Annotated in this window: 15 protein-coding genes; 7 read left to right on the forward strand and 8 right to left on the reverse strand. The window is 72.8% G+C overall.

Going from position 1 to position 18388, the window contains the following annotated elements:
- Window positions 1-15: 15 nt before the first annotated feature.
- Together EDF24_RS09670 and purE are read left to right on the forward strand one after the other, a co-directional pair.
- Window positions 16-1221, forward strand: a complete 1206-nt coding sequence (locus tag EDF24_RS09670) for a glycosyltransferase (RefSeq protein WP_148070864.1) — start codon at window positions 16-18, stop codon at window positions 1219-1221.
- Between the two features lie 9 nt (window positions 1222-1230).
- Window positions 1231-1749, forward strand: coding sequence for a 5-(carboxyamino)imidazole ribonucleotide mutase (gene purE, locus EDF24_RS09675; protein WP_123656134.1), 519 nt, complete (start codon window positions 1231-1233; stop codon window positions 1747-1749).
- Between the two features lie 68 nt (window positions 1750-1817).
- Here purE and EDF24_RS09680 read toward each other — a convergent pair whose 3' ends face one another.
- A complete protein-coding gene (locus EDF24_RS09680; protein ID WP_123656135.1) occupies window positions 1818-2960 on the reverse strand; it encodes a glycosyltransferase family 1 protein in 1143 nt (380 codons plus the stop codon).
- A gap of 67 nt (window positions 2961-3027) precedes the next feature.
- Window positions 3028-3993 carry a lysylphosphatidylglycerol synthase domain-containing protein gene (locus EDF24_RS09685; protein ID WP_123656136.1) on the reverse strand — a complete coding sequence of 322 codons (966 nt, stop codon included), beginning with the start codon at window positions 3991-3993 and terminating at the stop codon, window positions 3028-3030.
- A gap of 125 nt (window positions 3994-4118) precedes the next feature.
- On the opposite strand from EDF24_RS09685, the gene EDF24_RS09690 reads away from it, so the two are divergent.
- The gene (locus EDF24_RS09690; RefSeq protein ID WP_221181366.1) at window positions 4119-5177 is read left to right on the forward strand and encodes a glycosyltransferase; all 1059 of its coding nucleotides are present in this window, start codon (window positions 4119-4121) and stop codon (window positions 5175-5177) included.
- A 224-nt stretch (window positions 5178-5401) separates the two neighbouring features.
- On the opposite strand, the gene rfbD is transcribed toward EDF24_RS09690, so the two are convergent.
- The 4 genes from rfbD to EDF24_RS09710 form a co-directional block, all read right to left on the reverse strand.
- A complete protein-coding gene (gene rfbD, locus EDF24_RS09695; protein ID WP_123702457.1) occupies window positions 5402-6253 on the reverse strand; it encodes a dTDP-4-dehydrorhamnose reductase in 852 nt (283 codons plus the stop codon).
- Entirely contained in the window at window positions 6250-7236 is a 987-nt protein-coding gene (gene rfbB, locus EDF24_RS09700; protein WP_123702459.1) for a dTDP-glucose 4,6-dehydratase, read from the reverse strand. Before rfbB ends, rfbD begins: the two co-directional genes overlap by 4 nt.
- A gap of 65 nt (window positions 7237-7301) precedes the next feature.
- Window positions 7302-10166 (reverse strand): hypothetical protein, encoded by a 2865-nt coding sequence (locus EDF24_RS09705; RefSeq protein WP_123702461.1) that lies wholly within the window; start codon window positions 10164-10166, stop codon window positions 7302-7304.
- Window positions 10156-11097: a glycosyltransferase family 2 protein gene (locus EDF24_RS09710; RefSeq protein WP_123656140.1), complete on the reverse strand. Its 942-nt coding sequence runs from the start codon at window positions 11095-11097 to the stop codon at window positions 10156-10158. Before EDF24_RS09710 ends, EDF24_RS09705 begins: the two co-directional genes overlap by 11 nt.
- Window positions 11098-11204: 107 nt before the next feature.
- Between EDF24_RS09710 and EDF24_RS09715 the strand changes: the two genes are divergently transcribed.
- The 4 genes from EDF24_RS09715 (at window position 11205) to EDF24_RS09730 (ending at window position 16078) form a co-directional block, all read left to right on the forward strand.
- Window positions 11205-12686, forward strand: coding sequence for a glycosyltransferase family 39 protein (locus EDF24_RS09715; RefSeq protein ID WP_148070866.1), 1482 nt, complete (start codon window positions 11205-11207; stop codon window positions 12684-12686).
- Between the two features lie 9 nt (window positions 12687-12695).
- Window positions 12696-13304, forward strand: coding sequence for a dTDP-4-dehydrorhamnose 3,5-epimerase family protein (locus EDF24_RS09720; RefSeq protein ID WP_123656142.1), 609 nt, complete (start codon window positions 12696-12698; stop codon window positions 13302-13304).
- A 12-nt stretch (window positions 13305-13316) separates the two neighbouring features.
- On the forward strand, window positions 13317-14180 hold the full coding sequence (gene rfbA, locus EDF24_RS09725; protein ID WP_123656143.1) for a glucose-1-phosphate thymidylyltransferase RfbA: 864 nt from the start codon (window positions 13317-13319) through the stop codon (window positions 14178-14180).
- A gap of 74 nt (window positions 14181-14254) precedes the next feature.
- Window positions 14255-16078, forward strand: coding sequence for a glycosyltransferase (locus tag EDF24_RS09730; RefSeq protein WP_148070867.1), 1824 nt, complete (start codon window positions 14255-14257; stop codon window positions 16076-16078).
- Window positions 16079-16270: 192 nt separating this feature from the next.
- Here the strand turns inward: EDF24_RS09730 and EDF24_RS09735 are convergent, their stop codons facing one another.
- Together EDF24_RS09735 and EDF24_RS09740 are read right to left on the reverse strand one after the other, a co-directional pair.
- The gene (locus EDF24_RS09735; protein WP_123702662.1) at window positions 16271-17134 is read right to left on the reverse strand and encodes a glycosyltransferase family 2 protein; all 864 of its coding nucleotides are present in this window, start codon (window positions 17132-17134) and stop codon (window positions 16271-16273) included.
- Complete coding sequence (locus tag EDF24_RS09740; RefSeq protein WP_123702467.1) at window positions 17131-18357, reverse strand: glycosyltransferase family 1 protein; 1227 nt, start codon at window positions 18355-18357, stop codon at window positions 17131-17133. The genes EDF24_RS09735 and EDF24_RS09740 overlap by 4 nt, the downstream gene beginning before the upstream one ends.
- Window positions 18358-18388: the final 31 nt, after the last annotated feature.

Genomic DNA, 18388 nt, shown 5'->3' on the forward strand with positions numbered 1-18388 from the left:
CGGGAGAATGGCCGCATGTCAGACCCCCTCCGCCGTGCCGCCGGACGACTCCGCCGCGTCGCGGGACGCGTCCGTCGGGGGATCACCCCCGGCGGTGCACCCGAGAACGCACCGGCAGCGGCACCGACACCGCCGCCCCCTCCGCTCCCGCTCGTCGGGTACGTCGTCGCCGGCGGTGGTGGGGCGCACCCGGCCTCCGCCCACGTCCGCGTCGTCCGCCGAACCGAGCAGCTCGCGGCGAGCGGGACGGCCGAGGTGCACCAGGTGGACCCGGAGACCTTCGTCGACGGTTCGGACGAGCGGCCGTACGTCGCGGTGCTCGTCCAGCGGGACATCCTCCCCGTCGCGAGTGTCGCGCCGTTCCTGGCCGCGGCCGCCGACCGGGGCGTACCCGTCGTGGCCGAGGTCGACGATGACTTCTTCACCGCGTCCGGCCGCGACCGGCTGGCCCGCGCCGAGTACGACCCGGACCGCCTGGCGTCGATCGACGCGCTGGTCCGTGGCGCGGACGTCGTCGTGGTCAGCACGCCGGAGCTCGCGGACGTCGTGCGGCCGATCGCCCGGGACGTGGTGGTCGTCGCGAACGCGCTCGACCCGACGCTCTGGGTCCCCGAGCCAGCCGACAGCACACCCGACACAGCGGCGCAGCCGGACGACGGCGGTCCCGAGCACCGTGTCCTCTACATGGGCACGCTCACCCACGCCGCCGACCTCGAGCTCCTCCGCGACGTCTTCGACGACCTCACCGCGCCGGACGGCACCCCGATCCGCCTCGAGGTCATCGGCGTCACCGAGGACGACGGCCCGGACTGGTACCGCCGCGTCGAGGTCCCCGACGGCCACTACCCGGCGTTCGCCCGGTGGCTCGTCGACCACCGGACGCGCTGGCGTGCGGGCGTCGCACCCCTCCGCGACGAGGAGTTCAACCGCGCCAAGAGCGACCTCAAGTTCCTCGAGTACACCGCCCTCGGGCTCCCCGCGGTCGTGTCCGACCGGCCGTCGTACCGGCTGGCGGGGGAGCACGGCGCGGTCCTCGTCCCCGACGACGTCGCGGCGTGGCGGGACGCGGTCCGCACCGCGGTCGAGTCCGGTCGCGCCCCGGAGCGGGCGACCCGCTGGGTGACGTCCGAACGGACGCTCGGCGCCGACGGCGACGCGTGGTCGCGGGTGCTCCTCGGCGAGCGTCACCACCGCCCTGGAGGCACGGTGCAGCACCGCTAGGCTCGTCCCGTGACCGACACCGCCGCCTCCACCCCGCCGCTCGTCTCGATCATCATGGGTTCCGACTCCGACTGGCCCACCATGCGTGCGGCTGCGGAGATCCTCACCGAGCTCGGGATCCCCTTCGAGGCGGACGTCGTCTCGGCACACCGGACGCCCGACAAGATGACCCGGTTCGCGCGCGGTGCGGCCGAGCGCGGCATCCGCGTCGTCATCGCCGGGGCCGGCGGAGCAGCGCACCTGCCGGGCATGGTGGCGTCGATGACGACCCTGCCGGTGATCGGTGTCCCGGTGCAGCTCGCACGCCTCGACGGCCTCGACTCGCTGCTGTCGATCGTGCAGATGCCCGCCGGCATCCCGGTCGCGACGATGGCGATCAACGGTGCCGCGAACGCCGGGCTCCTGGCGGCGCGGATCATCGGCTCCGCCGAGCCCGCGGTCGCCGCGCGGCTCACGGAGTACGCGGACGGCCTCGAGCGCCTCGTCGAGGAGAAGGCCGCGCGCCTGCGGGACTCCCTCGGCGCCTGACACCGAGGCGGTGCGACCGCGTCGGGGACGACCCGCTGCGACCGCGTCGGGGGACGAGCCGCGGCGGATCAGAGGTCGGCGTGCAGCTGCCAGGTCTCGATGGCGGAGTCGTTCCAGTCGAACATCCGCGCCCGGTCCGGGCCCGCGACGGCGAGCTGCCCGGCGAGGTACGGGTCGTTGACGACCTGGTAGATCGCCTGCGCGAGCCGTTCCGGGTAGCCGGCACGGGGGTCCCGAGCGACCGTCACACCGGCGTCCGAGGCGACTTCCCGCACCGCGGGGTCGTCGGAGTGCACCACGGGGGTGCCGAGGCTCATCGCCTCGATCACGGGGAGGCCGAAGCCCTCGGCGAGGCTCGGGAACACGAACACGCTCGCGCGGTCGTAGACCACGGCGAGGTCCGGGTCGTCGACGCGGCCGAGGACCTTCACGCGGTCCGGTGCGAGCCCGGCGCGCTCGGCGGTGCCGATCACGTCGACGTCGCCCCAGCCGTCGGGGCCGGAGATCACGAGGGGGATGTCGGCGGGGGCGTCCGGGTGCGCCATCGCCTCGATCAGGTACGACAGGCCCTTCCGGGGCTCGAGGGTGCCGACGGCGAGGACGTAGCGCTCGGGGAGGCCGAGCCGCTCGGCACGGAGGTCGGCGTCCACCGGGATCCGGAGCCGGCCGCTCGGCGCACCGCCGATGACCCGGAGCCGGTCGTCGAACCGGTGGATCTCGTTGAGGTGCCCGGCGACCGCGTGGGTCGGGACGACGACGGCGTCGGCGTACTTGTACGCCCGCTTCACCATCGCCTTGTGGAAGTGCACGCCGCGCGGCGTCAGGGTCTCCGGGTTCGTCCACGGGACCGTGTCGTGCACCGTGACGACCGTCTGCCGGCCGGGTTCCTGGAAGCGGTTGTGCTTCACGAGGGGCGCGAGGACGCTCGGGGCGTGCACCATGCCGTGCGATGCGCCGCGGGCCACACCGCCCTGCCAGGCGAGCGCGAGTTCACGGCGGGGCAGCGCCAGGCGGTCGAGACCGGAGAGGCCGGGGAGCAGGGTGCGCAGGTGCTCGACCTCGGCCGGGGAGACGGCGGAGACCACGGCTTCCACGTCGCAGCCGGCGGGTGCCGTCTGGATGAGCTGCCGGGTGAGTTCCTCCGCGTAGCGGCCGATGCCACCGGGGACCGGTGCGACCACCTGGTCGACGATCACGCGGAGAGTGGTCATCTGGTGTTGCTCCTCGAAGGTCGTGCGGGATGGCTGCCCGGCGCGTCGCCAGAGCGTACCAGCGGGGTCAGGGAGTTCCCGGAGTGCGGGCGCGGGTCGCGGCACGACGACGTCGCTCGCCGAGCACCGCGGCGCCGGCGAAGACGAGGTCGACGACGGTGAGCAGCACGCGGGACATCACGGCGACGCTGACCGCTGCGGACGCGCCGAGCGGGACGCCGGCGGTGAGGAGCGCGGTGAGCACGGCCTCGCGCCCGCCGAGCCCGGCCGGCAGGAAGAACACCAGGAACCCGACGAGCCAGGCCAGGGCGTAGGCACCGATCGTCAGCGTGGTGACGCGGAGGTCGACGTGCCCGAGGGGTGCGAGCACGAGCACGATGTGCACGCCGAACACGACCCATGCCAGCGCCGCCCAGCCGAACGCCCGGGCGATCGCGCCGATGCCGAGGTCGATGGTGCCGAGGTCGCGGCGGGTGACCTTCGACGCCAGGCGCAGCCCGAACCGGAGGACTGCCGGGTGCAGCGCGGCGAGCACGATCGGGACCAGGAGCACGACGAACCAGTAGCGCGCGAAGGCGTCCGGCTGCACGAACGGGATCGTCACGGCGGCGACCGAGACGCCCGCGCCACAGCTGATGAGGAGCGTGAGCATCCCCACAGCGACACTGCGCGCCGCCGGCACCCGGTGTTCGCGTCCGAGGTCCGCCTGCGCCACGATCGGCCACACCGACCCCGGGATGTACTTGCCGATCTGGGAGAGGAAGAAGACCCGCTGCGCCGCGCCGATCGGGATGTGGTGGCCGGCGCCGGACATCAGCGCGCGCCACGAGAGGAACGTGATGTACGTCGCGAGCGCGCCGGCGACGAGTGCGGCGACCAGGGTCAGCGGCTCCTGCCGGGTGAACGCCTCGGCGATGTCACCGGCGCGGGGCACGAGGAAGGCGATGCAGAGCGCGAGGGCCACGACGAGGCCGACGACACGGACGACGGTCTTGGTCCGGGAGCGCTTCGCGGGCTGGGGGAGGTCGGTCATTCTCACCTAGGGTTGATCGGGTGCGCCAGGACCGGGATGGCGCGCGCGACCACGGAGAAAGGGCGGCCCACGTGCGGATCTTGGCCTTCGGAACATACCAGGCGGCAGATCACCCTCGGGTGCGAGTGCTCGCCGACGGCCTCCGTGCACGGGGGCACGTCGTGGCCGAGGCGAACGTCCCGCTCGGCCTGTCCACGAAGGACCGCGTCGCGATGCTCGGGTCCCGCTCGGGCGCGCTGTCGATGGCCGGACGCCTGGCCCGCAGCTGGTCGGCCCTCGTCGGCAAGGCGCTCCGTGTGCGCCGTTCCGGCCGTCCGGACGCGGTCCTCGTCGGCTACATGGGGCACTTCGACGTGTGGCTCGCACGCCTGCTGTTCCCGCGCACCCCGATCGTCCTCGACCACCTGATCTTCGCCGCGACGACCGCCCAGGACCGCGGTGTCGGCGACGGCGGCCTCAAGCAGCGCCTCCTGCGGTTCCTCGACCGCGCCGCGCTCACCATCGCGGACGTCGTCGTCCTGGACACCGACGAGCACCGCGACCTCGTCCCGGCAGCGCTCCGGGAGAAGGCCGTGGTCGTGCCGGTCGGCGCCACCGAGAACTGGTACGACGCCGGCGCGCACGCGGTGGAGCGACCCGCCGACCACCCGCTCCGCGTGGTCTTCTACGGGCTCTTCACCCCGCTGCAGGGTGCGGGCACGATCGGCGGGGCAATCGGCGCACTGCCCGACGACGGCAGCGTCCTGGTCACGATGATCGGCAGCGGCCAGGACCTCGACGAGGCGCAGTCACGGGCCGCCGGGGGCGCTCCGACCGAGTGGCTGCCGTGGGTGGACGCCGCCGACCTGCCCGCCCTGGTCGCCGGCCACGACGTCGGCATCGGCATCACCGGCACCACCCCGAAGGCGCTCAAGGTCGTCCCGAACAAGGTCTACCAGTGCGCGGCAGCCGGGCTCGCCGTCGTCACGAGCGACACCGCCCCGCAGCGCCGGGCCTTCGGCGACGCGGTCGTCGCCGTCCCCGCTGGCGACGCCGACGCGCTCGCCGCCGCGATCCGCGGGCTCGCCGCCGACCATGCGCTCCTCGCCGAGCGCCGGGCCGCCGCGTCCGCCGCGGCCGACCGTTTCCGTCCCGCGGCAGCCGTCGAGCCGCTGGACGAGCGCCTCCGCACCGTCACCCGCTGACCGCAGCCGAGCTCGCGAGTCGCAGCCGACTTGGCGAGACCCCGCCGAGCTCGCGAGACGCCGCCCAGTTCGCGAGACGCCGCCGGCCGGGGCGGCGTCTGGGCCGTTCGGCGGCGTCTCGACCGGAGAGCGGCGCCTGGCAGGGCAACGGACGGGAGGCCCTGCTCGCGTGCCGCGCGTGGCGGACGTGAGCAGGGCCTCCCGGTCGGAGCCTGGTGGGGGTCTCAGGAACTGAGCACGCCCGCCTCGGCTGCCGCGTGCAGTGCTTCGCGCCAGTCGCGCATCGGGGCGATCCCCGCGCGTGTCCAGGCGTCGTGGCCGAGCACGCTGTACGCGGGGCGCGGAGCCGGACGCACGAAGGCCGAGCTGTCGGTCGGCAGGACCCGCTCCGGGTCGAGGCCGACCTCGGTGTAGATCGCCTTCGTGAAGTCGAGCCAGGACCCCTCGCCGCCGTTCGTGCCGTGGTAGATGCCGGCCGGAGCGTCCGCGTCCAGGAGCGCGACGATCTGGCGGGCCAGGTCACCCGTCCAGGTCGGCTGCCCGATCTGGTCGGTGACGACGCTCACGGTGTCGTGCGACCCGGCGAGGCGGATCATCGTCTTCGCGAAGTTCGGACCGCCGGCACCGTAGAGCCACGCGGCCCGCACGATGAACGAGGAGTCCGGGGCGATCGCGCGCACCGCTGCTTCGCCGGCCGCCTTCGTCCGGCCGTAGGCGCCGATCGGGTCGGTCGGCTCGTCCTCGGCGTACGGCGAGGTGCCGTTGCCGTCGAAGACGTAGTCGGTGGACACGTGCACGAGCTTCGCGCCGGCGGCGACCGCGGCGGTGGCCAGGACCTCCGGGCCGCGGGCGTTGACCGCGAAGGCCGCTGCCTCGTCGGACTCGGCGTCGTCGACCTTCGTGTACGCCGCCGCGTTGATCACGACGTCGTGGCCGGCGACCGCCGCGGAGACGGCGTCCTGGTCGGTGATGTCGAGGTCGGCGCGGGAGAGCGCGGTGACGTCACGGCCGGCGAGGGCCTGCTGGAGGTCCTGGCCGAGCATGCCGGCGGCGCCGGTGATGAGGTACCGGGTCATGCGAGCGCCGCGCGCTCCTTGAGCGGCTCCCACCAGGCGCGGTTGTCGCGGTACCACTGGACGACGTCCGCGAGGCCCTGCTCGAACGGGACCTGCGGCTCGTAGCCGAGCTCGGCCTGGATCTTGGAGATGTCCACCGAGTAGCGGAGGTCGTGGCCGAGGCGGTCGGCGACGCGGTCGACGTAGGACCAGTCCTTGCCGGTGGCCTCGAGCAGCATCTCGGTGAGCTCCTTGTTCGTGAGCTCGGTCCCGCCGCCGATGTTGTAGATCTCGCCCGCGCGGCCCTTGACGAGCACCATCGCGATGCCGCGGGTGTGGTCGTCGACGTGCAGCCAGTCGCGGATGTTGTTGCCCTCGCCGTAGAGCGGGACGTGCTTGTCGTCGATGAGGTTCGTGACGAACAGCGGGATGACCTTCTCGGGGAAGTGGTACGGCCCGTAGTTGTTCGAGCAGCGCGTGATCGAGAGGTTCAGCCCGTGCGTGCGGTGGTAGCTGCGGGCGAGGAGGTCGCTGCCCGCCTTCGACGCCGAGTACGGCGAGTTCGGCTCGAGCGGACGGTCCTCGGCCCACGAGCCTTCGCTGATGGAGCCGTAGACCTCGTCGGTGGAGACGTGCACGAAGCGCGCGGTGCCGTGGCGGAGCGCGGCGTCGAGGAGACGCTGGGTGCCGACGACGTTGGTCTCGACGAAGATCCCGGAGTCACGGACGGAGCGGTCGACGTGGGACTCGGCGGCGAAGTGCACGATCGCGTCGATGCCGGGGATCACCTCGTCGAGCTTCTCGGCGTCGGTGATGTCACCCTGCACGAACGTGTAGCGGGGGGAGTCCGCGACCGGTGCGAGGTTCTCGAGGTTGCCCGAGTACGTCAGGGCATCGTAGACGACGACCTCGGCGCCCTCGAGCCCCGGGTAGGCGTCCTGCAGGGTGCGGCGGACGAAGTTCGAGCCGATGAATCCGGCTCCGCCGGTGACGAGGATCTTCACGTGGTCTGGTTCCTTTGGGTTGCCGTTGGCGTTGGATCGATTCCCGATTGTAGGGGGAGCGTCTGTCAATCGAGTATTTCAGTGCTGCCGGTCGGCTCGGCGCCGGGTCCCGCGCGGCGGCGGCGTCGGCCGAGCACCACCACGAGCACGCCGACCACGATCGCGACGAGGACCGAGCCGATGGTCGCGACCAGGCCGGCCGACAGACCGGGGACCGTGTACGAGACGGCGACGGTGTGCTTGCCCGCCGGCACCCAGACGGCACCGCCGGCGTGGTCGGCGGCGACGAGCGGGGTCGACTTGCCGTCGACGGTCGCACTCCAGCCGGGGCGCTGCAGCGAGTCCTCGACCACGACCCAGCCGCCCTGCTCCGCGTCCACGTCGACCGTGGTCGCGTTCGGGTCGCTCGAGTCCACGTCGAGCTCGGCGTCGCCGCCACCCGCCGTGTGCTTCGTCGGCTTGCTCAACACGACCTCGTCCGCCGGGGTGGCCGGGTCGTCGAGGGTGTCGACCCGGTCTGCGGCCTTCTGGACGACGGTCTGCGACGACGCCCAGCGGACCCGGTCGTCGGTGCCGCCGAGCTCGTAGATCGTCGCGTCGCCGGTGTGCGCGACCGTGACGTCGTCACCGGCCTCCGGACGGACGACGGTGATCGCGGCCTTGCCGTCCGCGTCCGTGCCGATCGGGACGCGCTTGTCCTGGCCGGTGACCGTGATCTCCGCGTGCCACGACGTGGACGCCGGGATGTCGTCGCCCTCGAGCGCCACCGCGCGACCACCGCCGAGCCCGGGGACCCAGGTCTCGGTGGATGTGAGGGTCTTGCCGGTGTCGTCGGCGACGATCGACACGGTGAGGTCCATGCCGTCGGCAGAGTTCGTCGGCGCCGGGGGACCGGTGAACTCGATGCCGTTGATCGGCCCGGTGTTGCTCGGGGAGTCGACCGACGGGTTCGCCTTCGTGAGGTCGGCCCACGCCGTCGACGGCGTGCTCGGGTCGGCCTGGCCGACGAGGGGCGCCGACGGGTCGGAGATCACGTAGCGCACCGCGAGACGGTCCAGGAGCGGCGAGGAGATCGTCGACGGCAGGTTCGTCGGCCGCAGCGACGAGTACGTCGGTGTGACGTAGACGTCCGGGTCGATCGCCGTCATGAGCTGCTTCCACTCCTGCGTCTGGAAGGTGTGCCCGGTGAGGGAGCGGATCTGGAAGTACGACGCCGAACCGGGCAACCCGGCCTGGCCTGCGGTGGCGAAGCGCTCCTGGTCGGTGAGGTGGTTCTCCAGGTACTTCAGCGCCGGCGTCGACGGGTAGAAGGTCGAGACGGGGGCGATCGGCCACCACGCCTGGACGGAGGAGATCGCCGGGACGACGACCATCGCGATGACCCCGACGCCGGCGACCGCCGCGAGGACGCGGGACCGGAAGAACCAGACCAGCGCGATCGCCAGGGCGGTGAGCGCGCCGATCACCGCGGTGCGGACGACGTCCACCTTCAGCTCGTGCAGGTGCGGGACGGGGACGGAGTAGAGCGCCATCCGCGTCTGGTAGGCGACGCCGGCCGCCGCGGCGAGCACGATCAGGACGACCAGGCCGCGACCGATCCAGGCGAGCGGTCGCGACGAGCGGAGCCGACGGAGCTCGTCGAGCAGGTGCTCGGGCTCGACCAGTCGCCCGAACCCGATGCCGGCGAGTGCGGCCGCGAGGAACCCGACGATGCAGCGCATGCGCCCGATCGGGTTCGAGTCGAAGACGGGGAGCTCACGGATCGCCGCGAGGACCGGGCCGCCGACGTAGACGAGCACCACGCTGAGGGCGAGGAGGCCGAGGAGGATCCAGACGATGCCGGCCGCGCGCTGCACCCGCGGGCGCACGAGCAGCGCCGCTGCGATCAGGACGACCACCGCGATGCCGACGAACGACGCCGTCTCGACCGGGTTGCGACCGCTCCAGGCGTCGCCGCGGCTCTCGTCGTTGGCGATGTCGGCCACCCACGAGCTGACGAGCGACAGGTACCCGAGGGTCCCACCGCCGCCGGACTGCGCCCGGGCGCCGAAGTCGATGACGTTCGCCGCGTTCACCGCGAACGGCAGGAGCTGCCACGCGGAGAGGAACAGGCCGAACACGATGCCGCCGACCGCGATCGCCGCGCTGACGAGCACCCCGCGGACGCTCCGGAGCGCGACGATGCTGCGCGCGACGAAGTAGATGCCCCCCGTGAACAGGGCGTACCCGACGATCGCGGGGAACCCGCCGAGGAGCATGCACGCGAGCGCGACCCCGACGGCGACGACGTCACGGAGCTTCCGCTCGGTCGCGGCACGGTCGATCGCCCAGAACAGCAGCGGGATGAACGCCGCGACGCGGGTCTGCGGCCAGTTCGTCCACGCGACCATGAACCCCGAGGCCGAGTACACGATCGCGGCGATCGGCCAGCCGGCGCGCGGGACGCCCCAGCGGCGGAGCAGCAGCGCCATGCCGACCGTCACGACGACGATCTCGAGCAGCTTCACGGCGCCCGGTGCGTACGAGAAGGGCAGGACCCACCACGGCAGGGAGAGCGGGGACCACGCGCCGGAGTCGGGCAGGCCGCCGAGCTCGGTGCCGCCGGCGACGTACGGGTTCCAGGCGCCGAACACGCCTTCCTGCGCGAGACGGACCAGCAGCGACACCTGCGGTGCGGCACTGTCGATCGTGTCGCTGTCGAACACGTTGCTCGACTGCGTCGTCGACTGGAACGTGTCCGCCCACGGGGTGAAGCGGTTGAGCAGTCCGGTGTTCAGGAAGGTGCCGTGCCCGAGCAGGGCGGGCCCGATCGTGAAGAGCACGAAGGCCACCAGCGCGGCCCACGACGCGATCTCCACCCAGGCCCCCGGACGACGGATCCAGAGGGCGGCGCGGGTGCTCATCGAGAGCGTCCGCGCCTCAGTCGCCATACCGCTGCAGCTTCTGCAGGTCCAGCTGCTCCTCGGCGAGGGTGCGGTTCAACCGGGTGAGGTCGGCGACGACGCCGATGACCAGCGACAGCACCGCCGTGATCAGCAGCACCACGCCGAGGATGATCGACTGCAGGTGGTTCCCGCCGGTGTTCGTCCAGAGGAGCACGAGGTACCGGATCAACGGCCAGGCCCCGAGTCCGCCGAGGACCACGGCCACCCAGGCGAAGAGCGCCATCGGGCGGTACATCAGGTAGACGCGGGCGATCGCCGAACCGGACTGGAACATGTGCTGCCAGATGTTCTTGAACAGCCGGGACTCGCGTGTCTTCGGGTTCGTCGTGATCGGCACGGACGCGATCGCGAGCCGCTTGTAGCCGGCCTGCACGATGGTCTCCATGCAGTAGCTGAAGCGTGTGACGATGTTCAGGCGGATCAGCGAGTACTTCGTGTACGCGCGGAAGCCGCTGGCCGCGTCGGGCAGGTCGAGGCCCGCCGCTCGGCTGGCCACCCAGGACCCGAAGCGCTGCATGAGCTTCTTGAAGCCGGAGAAGTGCTCGATCGTGCGGGTCTGCCGGTCGCCGATCACGATGTCGGCTTCCTTCCGCAGGATCGGCTGGACCAGCTCCGCGATCTGCGCCTGCGGGTACTGGTTGTCACCGTCGGTGTTCACGACGATGTCGGCACCGTGCAGCAGGGCGTAGTCGACGCCGTCGCGGAACGAACGGGCGAGGCCCATGTTCGTGGTGTGGTGCACGAAGTGGTGGACACCGTGCTCCCGGGCGACCTCGACCGTGCGGTCGGTGCTGCCGTCGTTGATGACCAGGACCTCGATCTCGTCGATGCCGTCGATCTGCGTCGGGATCGTCTCGAGGACGCTGGCGAGGGTGTTCTCCTCGTTGAGGCAGGGGATCTGGATGAAGAGCTTCACGGGGCTGCGGTATCTCGTTTCGGGATGCGGGCGCACGGCTTCCAGGTGCGAGGAGGCCATGACAGCCTAAGCGAACGACCGATGGACCCGTGGGAGAATCGCTCACCGTGCGACGCTTCCTGCCACGGCTGCCCACGGCGGTCGTCATCACCGCCGCCGTCTTCGCCGTCCTCGCTTCCCTCGCGGTCGGCTGGAGTGCCGCCCCGCTGAACACCGCGGACGAGACGGCCCACCTCGACTACGCGATCGGGCTCTGGCACGGGCACCTGCCGGTCTTCGAGCAGGGACTCGCCATCCGGCCGCCCTTCGGCATCGTCCCGCCGGTGCAGTGGGTCGCCCAGCACCCGCCGCTGTTCTACGCGCTCGTCGCCCCGGTCGTCGGGCCGCTCTGGGACGGCGGACACCCGTACGCCGCGGTGCTCGCCGGGCGCTCGGTGAACGCGCTGCTCGCCGGGGGAGCCGTCCTCGCCACCGGGTTCGCCGGGTTCCGCGTGGTGCCGCGCCGACCGGCCGTCGGTGCCGTCGCCGCGATCGTCATCGCCTGCACGAGCATGCTGCTGCTCGTCGGGGGCGCGGTCTACAACGACCTGCCGAACACGATCCTCGCCGCGCTCGCGATCGCCGTCGGCGCGACCGCGCTCCGCCGGGGCCTCTCGACGCGCCTGGTCGTCGTCGCGGGGGTCGTCACCGGGCTCGGCATGCTGAGCCGGGCGTCCTTCGCGGTGTTCGTCGTCGCGGTCGTCGTCGCCCTGGTCCTCTCGGCGCCGGGCTCGCGCTCGGCGCCGGGCTCCCGCTTCTGGGACGGGTGGGGGCGCCTCGTCGCCGCAGCCGTCGCGGCGCTGGTGCCCGTCCTCGCCGCCGGGTGGTTCTACCTCCGCAACATCGCACTCACCGGCAACGCCGAGGGGTCGCACCCGGAGTGGGCCGCCGAGCACCTGCACCGGCACACCGCTTCCGCATCCCAGGTGCTCACCGACCACGACTTCTGGACGGGGTTGTTCTCGGTGTTCCTCGGGCACCTCGCCGAGGACGGCGCCTGGACCTGGCTGCTGCTGCTCGGCCCGCTGGCGCTGGCGCTCGCCGCCGCGGTGGTCGGCATCGTCCGACGCGCGGGCCGCGGCAGCGCGGGCCGCGGCAGCGCGGGCCGCGGCAGCGCGGGCCGCGGCAGCGCTGCCCGCGGCGGCGCAACGCCCGCCCGCGCGTCCTCCACCCGCGCCGACTGGCTCGTCGCCGCGATGCTCGCCGCCGTCGTCCTGCTCGTCGTCGTCGCACAGGTCCGGTTCACGATGAGCGGCGGTTCGGCACACGCCCGGTACCTCCTCGCCGTGATGCCGGTGCTCGCGATCCCGATGGCGATCGGCCTCACCGGGTTCGGCCGGATCGCGTCCTCGGTGCTCACCGTCGTGTGGACCCTGCCGGCCGCGTGGGTGTGGTTCGCCATCCTCGACCTGCAGGCACCCGTCGCGGGGTCGAGCGCGGTCCTCGTCGTCGCCCGGGTCGTCACCGTGCTCGCCGTCGTGGTGCTCGCGCTCACCCTCGTCCTGACGGTCCGTCTGCTGACCAGGAAGGCGCCTGGAGTGCTGCGGTAGGCTGCCCCGGTGCAGATCCGCGAACTGAAGATCCAAGGCGCGTGGGAGTTCACCCCCGTCCAGCACGGCGACGCACGAGGAGCCTTCCTCGAGGCGTACCGTGCCGACGTGCTCGAGGACACGGTGGGCCACCCCCTCGACCTCCGCCAGGTGAACATGTCGATCTCGTCGCGCGGCGTCGCGCGCGGGATCCACTACGCGCTCGTCGCCCCGAGCCAGGCGAAGTACGTCACCGCCGTGCGCGGTGCGTTCATCGACTACATCATCGACATCCGCGTCGGTTCGCCGACGTTCGGGCAGTGGGACTCCGTCCGCATCGACGACGTCGACCGCCGCGCCGTGTACCTCTCCGAGGGCCTCGGCCACGCGATCGTCGCGCTCGAGGACCAGAGCACCGTGAACTACCTCGTCAGCGCCCACTACGACCCCCAGCGCGAGAAGGGGATCAGCATCCTCGACCCGACCGTGGGCCTGGAGCTGCCGGACGGCATCGGCGAGCCCGTCCTGTCCGAGAAGGACACCAGCGCCCCGACGCTCCTCGACGCCGCCGAGCAGGGCCTCCTGCCGACGTACGAAGAGTGCGTCGCCTACACCGAGTCCCTCCGGACGAAGAAGTAAGAAGGAGACCCGATGAAGGGCATCATCCTGGCCGGCGGTTCCGGCACGCGCCTCTGGCCCATCACCAAGGGCATCAGCAAGCAGCTGATGCCGATCTACGACAAGCCGATGGTCTACTACCCGCTGTCGACGCTGATGATGGCCGGTATCCGTGAGGTCCTGGTCATCACCACCCCCGAGTACAACGACCAGTTCCGTGCCCTGCTCGGCGACGGCTCGTCCCTCGGCATGGACATCCAGTACGCCGTGCAGCCGAGCCCGGACGGCCTCGCGCAGGCGTTCGTCATCGGTGAGGAGTTCATCGGGGACGACAGCGTCGCGCTGGTCCTCGGCGACAACATCTTCCACGGCACCGGCCTCGGCACGAGCCTGCAGAAGAACACCGAGGTGCAGGGCGCCACGATCTTCGCGTACCACGTGGCCGACCCGAAGGCGTACGGCGTCGTGGAGTTCGACGACGACTTCAGCGCCGTCTCCATCGAGGAGAAGCCGGCCGAGCCGAAGTCGAACTACGCCGTCCCCGGCCTGTACTTCTACGACAACGACGTGGTCGAGATCGCGAAGACCATCGAGCCGAGTGCGCGTGGCGAGCTCGAGATCTCCACGGTCAACGAGCGCTACCTCGAGGCCGGCACGCTCGGCGTCGAGGTCCTCGACCGCGGCACCGCCTGGCTCGACACCGGCACGTTCGAGTCGATGATGCAGGCGTCCGAGTACGTCAAGGTCATCGAGGACCGCCAGGGCCACAAGATCGGGTGCATCGAGGAGATCGCCTGGCGGAACGGCTGGATCGACGACGCGGCCCTCGCCGCGCTCGCCGCGCCGCTCGCCAAGAGCGGGTACGGCGTCTACCTCCAGCAGCTGCTCGCTTCCTGACACGCCCCGTGGCGCTCTTCCGACGCCGCCGTGCGGACACGACGGTCTCCGACTCCGGTCTGGAGGCCCGACCCGTGTCCGACACGGCGGCGTCCGTCGTCCGCGTGGCCGGGTGGCAGAGCACGCCGGTGGCCTCCGACAAGTGGGTCACGGTGCTCCTCGTCAGCCGTTCGGACCGGTACGCGGCGCTGCCGGCGATGGTCGCTGCCGCTCGGCTCGCCTTCGGCCCGGACGTCGACGTCCGGGCGGTGGGGTACGTGGCCGACGCGTCACCGCGGGACCTCCAGCAGCGGGGCGTGCCCTGGGTGCGTCCCGACCCGGTCGACGGCATCGGCTCGGCGATCAACGCCGGGGTGGCCGCTGGTGTCGGCCGGGTGCTCGTCGTCGTCGACTCGACGGTGGGCGTGACCGACCAGGACCTCCAGGTGCTCGCCGCTGCCGGGTCCGGCCAGGTCGTCCAGGCCCGGGTGCGGATGCCCGACGGCGGCCGACGGGACGGTGCCCTGCTGCTCCGCCCGGGCGCGCTGCCCTGGAGCGACGACGGCCGCCGAACCGACGACGGCCGCCAGACCGAGGGCGCCAGCCGGACCGACGACGGCAGCCGGACCGACCGCGCCGCGGACCCGGACGACCTCGACACGATCCCGGTCGTGCCGGTCTTCGCAGCGGACCAGCCCGTGGTCTCGATGCCGCGGGCCGCGCTCCTGCCGGCACCGTGCCTCCCGGACGAGCGGATGACGCTGACGGCCTGGACCCGCGCCGCTGCCGACCGGATCGCCGGAAACGTGCGCCTCGTCTGGTCCGTGCGGCGGAACGCCGAGGCCGGGCGGACGATCGACGCGGCCACGGTCGACGCGTTCACCGCGTGGCGGGACCGCGGAGCGCAGGACGGCGCCGTCGTCGCCGGACCGCCGCTCCCGCCGTGGGGCGCGCGTCCGGTGTCGCCGTCGGCGGACCGCTCGCGTGCCGACACGGAGTTGTCGTGGGCGCTCAAGATCGCCGCTCCCGCCGGACCCGAGGGCGACGGCTGGGGCGACGTGCACTTCGCGACAGAGCTTGCCGAGGCGCTCGAGCGGCTCGGACAGCACGTGCGCGTCGACCGCCGCGACGCCCACGTCCGGGACGACGACGCCGAGGACGACGTGACGCTGGTGATCCGCGGTCTCGACCGGGTGCCGCCGAACCCCGCGTCCGTCAACCTCCTCTGGGTGATCAGCCACCCCGACGACGTCGCGGACGCCGAACTCCGCTCCTTCGACGCCGTGTTCGCCGCCGGTCCGGTGTGGGCCGCCGCGGCCGCCGAACGTGCGGGCGTCCCGGTGCGGACCCTGCTGCAGGCCACGGACCCGGCGGTGTTCACGCCGGGTGCCCGGGGAGCGTCGGCGGACGCCGGGCGCGTCGTGTTCGTCGGGTCGACCCGCGGTGCCGAGCGGCGGATCGTGTCCGACGCGGTGGCGCTCGGGGCGGACCTCCGGGTGCACGGGCCGGGCTGGGCCGACGTGCTGCCGGCCGCGATGGCGGGGGAGTCCTCGCTCTCCCGGACAGCGGTGGCGGCGGCCTACCGCGACGCCCGCGTCGTGCTCAACGACCACTGGCCGGACATGGCGGCCGGGGGCTTCCTCTCGAACCGGGTGTTCGACGTGCTGGCATCGGGCGGGGTCGTCGTCACGGACCCCGTCGCGGGGCTCGCCGACGTGCTCGAGGTCCCCACGCTGGCGGTCGCGTCGTCGCGGGAGTCGCTCGCCGCGCTGCTCGACCCCGCGTACGCGTGGCCGTCGCCCGCGGAGCGGGCCGCGGTCGCCGCGCGGATCGCCGCCGAGCACTCCTTCGATGCCCGCGCTGCGGTGCTCGTCGAGGCCGCGCGCGCCGAGCGCGAGCGGCTCCGCCGCCGGCGCTGACGCGGCGCGCCGCGGCGCGGCCGCCGGCCGCGCGCAGCCCACGGCATTGCCGCGGATACGCCGCACAACCAAAACCACTCCGAACCACGGGAATCCGTGGTTCGGAGTGGTTGCAGTTGTGCGCAGGCATGCCGAACCGCCGGCGGCCGCGGCGCCGCCGCGCGCCGCGTGCGCCGCGCGCCGCGCGCGCCGCTACTTGCGCGTGACCCAGCGCGCGCGGACCGCGAGGCCGGTGCGCAGCACCACGCGGAGCGGCCACAGCCACCACGCCCGGTACTTCCGGGACAGGAAGCGGTACGCGCTCCGGTGGTGCTCGACCTCCATGCGTCGACGGTTCGACGAGGTGGAGTGGGCACCGGTGTGCACGACCGTGGCGCTCGGGACGTAGACGTTCGCGTGCCCGGAGCGTCCGACCCGCTGCCCGAGGTCGACGTCCTCGAAGTACATGAAGTAGGACTCGTCGAACCCGCCGAGCTGCCGGAACAGCGACGTGCGGATGAGGAAGCATGCGCCGGAGAGCCAGCCGGCGTCCCGCTCGACGACCTGGGTCGTCGACCAGTACCGCTGGCTCCACGGGTTCCCCGGCCAGAAGCGGGAGAACGCCGCGTGGCCGAGCCCCGTCCGGAGCGAGGGGAGCTGCCGGGCGGACGGGTACGTCTCGCCGTGCTCGTCGAGGATCTGCGGCCCGAACGACCCGCCACGGGGGAGCCGGTCGGCGGCGGCGACGAGCTCGTCGACGCTGCCGGGGCGGAACACCACATCGGGGTTCGTGACCAGGATGAACTCGGGTCGTTCGTCGGGCAGGACGTCGTCGAGCGCCGCGAAGGCCGCGTCGATCCCGCCGCCGTAGCCGCGGTTGCTGCCCGAGGAGACCACGACGGCGCCGTGTGCCTCGGCGATCGCCCGGAGCGCGTCGAGGTCGTCGGAGCCGTTGTCCGCGATGACGACGGGCAGCGGACCGTCGGAGGCCAGCGCGGCGCTCTCCAGGAACGGCCGGATGGTCTCGCCGGTGTTGTACGTCACGGTGAGGACCGCGACACGGGGCCGCGCGCTCATCGAGAGCCCCCGGCCGACGACGAAGACGACGACGACGATGACGACGACGACGACGAGGAAGACGAGCCCCGCGACGAAGCCGCCGCGGCACCGTACGCGCCCACGTGCACCCGCGCGGTCGCATCCCACGTGAAGTCGTCCGCCCGCAGCACGGCACGACGCCGGTGCTCGTCGCGGAGCGCCGTGTCCGCGAGCAGGGTGCCCAGCGCCGTGGCGATCGCGGGAGCGGACACGTCGGTGTAGACCGCGGCGTCGCCGCCGACCTCGGGCAGCGAGAGCCGCCGCGTGGTCAGGACGCACGCGCCGGCGGCCATCGCCTCGACCACCGGCAGGCCGAAACCCTCGCCGAGGCTCGGGTACACGACGACCTCGGCACCGCCGAGGAAGCCGGAGAGGTCCTCGAGCGGCAGGTAGCCCGCCTCGACCACGTGGTCGTCGGGCTGCAGCGCGTCGAGGGCGGCGATCGCCTGGTCGTCCCAGCCGCGGGCCCCGGAGAGCACGAGCCACGGGGTGTCCTGCCCGGCGGCGGCACGCTCGGCGCGGACGGTCCGGTAGGCGTCGAGGAGTGCTGTGACGTTCTTCCGCGGCTCGATCGTGCCGAGGAACGCGATCCACTCGGCGTCGTCCGGGAGCCCGGCGGCGATCCGGGCGTCGGCGACCTCGGCCTCGTCCGGCGCGTGGAAGACCGCGCGGTCGACGCCGAGGTGCGCGACCCGGACGTCGGCCGTGATCCGCGGGACGGCGCGCCGGACCTCGGTCCTGGTGGCCTCGCTCGGGACGACGACGATCGGTCGGCTCCGGAGCGACCGGCGGCTCCACCACGTGAAGAACGTGCGCTTCAGCCGGGAGTGCCACTCCGGGTTCGAGAAGAACGTGGCGTCGTGCAGCGTGACGACCGAGCCGCCGCGCCAGGCGAACGGGAACGTGTAGTGCGGGGAGTGCAGCACCCGGGCGTGCAGTCGGCGTGCGAGGGCGACGAGCCCCGTCTGCTCCCAGAGGAAGCGCAGCGGCACGGAGCGGATCCACGCCGGTGCGACGTGCACGGTGACCCCGGGAGCGACACCGCGGAAGTGCGCGGCGTGCTCGCTCCGGACCACGAGGTGCACGGTGAGCGCGGGATCGGCGCCCAGCAGGTGCGACACGACGCCCTCGACGTAGCGGCCGACGCCCCCGAGGTTCCGCGGTACGGCGGTCCCGTCGATGAGGACGGTGAGCTGCGGCACGCGTGGTTCCTTCCGGGCGGGGCCGTGGGCT

This window comes from Curtobacterium sp. PhB130, assembly GCF_003755165.1.
Taxonomy (GTDB): domain Bacteria; phylum Actinomycetota; class Actinomycetes; order Actinomycetales; family Microbacteriaceae; genus Curtobacterium.